1 protein-coding gene is annotated in these 1,597 nt (G+C 46.3%); it reads left to right on the top strand.

What is annotated here, in order from left to right:
- On the top strand, positions 1-1,597 hold a 1,597-nt coding region (locus BG32_RS04795; protein ID WP_121526485.1), incomplete at both ends, for an alpha/beta hydrolase-fold protein.

Genomic DNA, 1,597 nt, shown 5'->3' with positions numbered 1-1,597 from the left:
ACGGCGTTTTCACTGACTTTCGAAGTGTCAATGAGCCAGGAAGCCATTGATACAGTGGCTTCTCTAGGCCTTGAGACACCGATAAATGGAAGGGTCTTCGTTATTGTCAGCAAAGACTCATCCAGTGAGCCAAGTATGCAGACAGATGTTAGAGGAGTTCCCTTCTGGGGGAAAGATGTATTCAAAATGACCTCTGAATCGGTTGTGAAGATCTCCGATGGAGATATGGCAGTAGCCGGCTATCCCATCGATCTATCTGACTTGCCTGCTGGAGAATATTTCGTTCAGGCACTGATTAATGTCTACACGACATTTAACAGGGCAGACGGTCACACAATTCTTATGCATGACGATACCGGCGACGGTCAATGGTTCTGGGAATCCATTGGTAATGCTACGAGCAAGACAAAGAAAGTCTATCTTGATCCTGCAAACCCAGGGTCAGTAGAACTTGCTATCACTGAAGTAATAATGCCTGATTACGATCTGGAGCCGGGAATGGTACTTCAGCAGGGAAATTACACAGACACAGAATGGGTGAAATACGTAAAGATCAAGAGTGACGTGGTGTCGGAATTCTGGGGAAAAGACATGTATATCGGCGCCAATGTTCTTCTTCCTGAAGGCTATTACGATAACCCAGATGTATATTACCCTGTCATTTACTATCAGGGCCACTTCCCTGGCGGAGGCGCGCCGGTAGGATTCAGAGTAGACAACGATGTCTACAAGTTCTGGACAGAGGACGGCAATGCGAGATTCATCGCTGTTTCTTTCAGAGATGCGACACCTTATTACGACACCTCTTATTCAGTTGATTCGGAAAACTCAGGCCCATACGGAACGGCAATTACAGAAGAATTCATTCCCTACCTAGAAAGCCAGTTCAGAATGATTCCCGAGAAGTGGGCAAGAGTTCTTGCTGGCGGTTCTACCGGTGGATGGGAAGCTCTTGCAATGAAGGTCTTCTATCCAGATTTCTTCGGGAGAACATATGTTTGGTATCCGGATGCGGTTGATTTCAACTATTACCAGCTAATCAATATCTACAATGACGACAATGCTTATTACTCTGACTTCGGCTGGGTAAAGACGGAAAGACCGAGTGCAAGAGACACTCACGGAAATATCAGATTCACCGTTAAGCAGGAGAACTACTATGAGATGGCTGCAGGACCGAGCAACAGATCCGGCGGGCAATGGTCCGTATGGGAATCAACATATAGCCCTGTGGGAGTAGATGGATTCCCTCAACCCATTTGGGACCAAATTACCGGCGAAATAAACAAGGATGTTGCCGAATACTGGAAAGAGAACTTTGATCTTAACTATATTCTTCAGGAAAATTGGGAAGAGATTGGTCCGAAAATTGCTGGAGACGTTCACGTTGCAGTGGGCGATATGGACAACTATTATCTCAATGAGGCCGTCTATCTTTTGAAGGCAGCTATGGAGAAGATGGAAAATCCAGTCTCCGACATGACCTTCGATTTCGGTCCAAACCAGGGCCATGGTTGGAAGGGTTGGAGCCCGACCGATCCTAATAAAGCCCTTGCTCTTCAGGAGTGGCTATTACAGCTTTCAGATTACATGAAGG

Origin of the sequence: Mesotoga sp. HF07.pep.5.2.highcov, assembly GCF_003666285.1 — a bacterium.
In the GTDB taxonomy this organism is placed as follows: domain Bacteria; phylum Thermotogota; class Thermotogae; order Petrotogales; family Kosmotogaceae; genus Mesotoga; species Mesotoga prima.
Note: the sequence above shows the minus strand (reverse complement) of the source record. Positions and strands in the feature narration are given on the sequence as shown.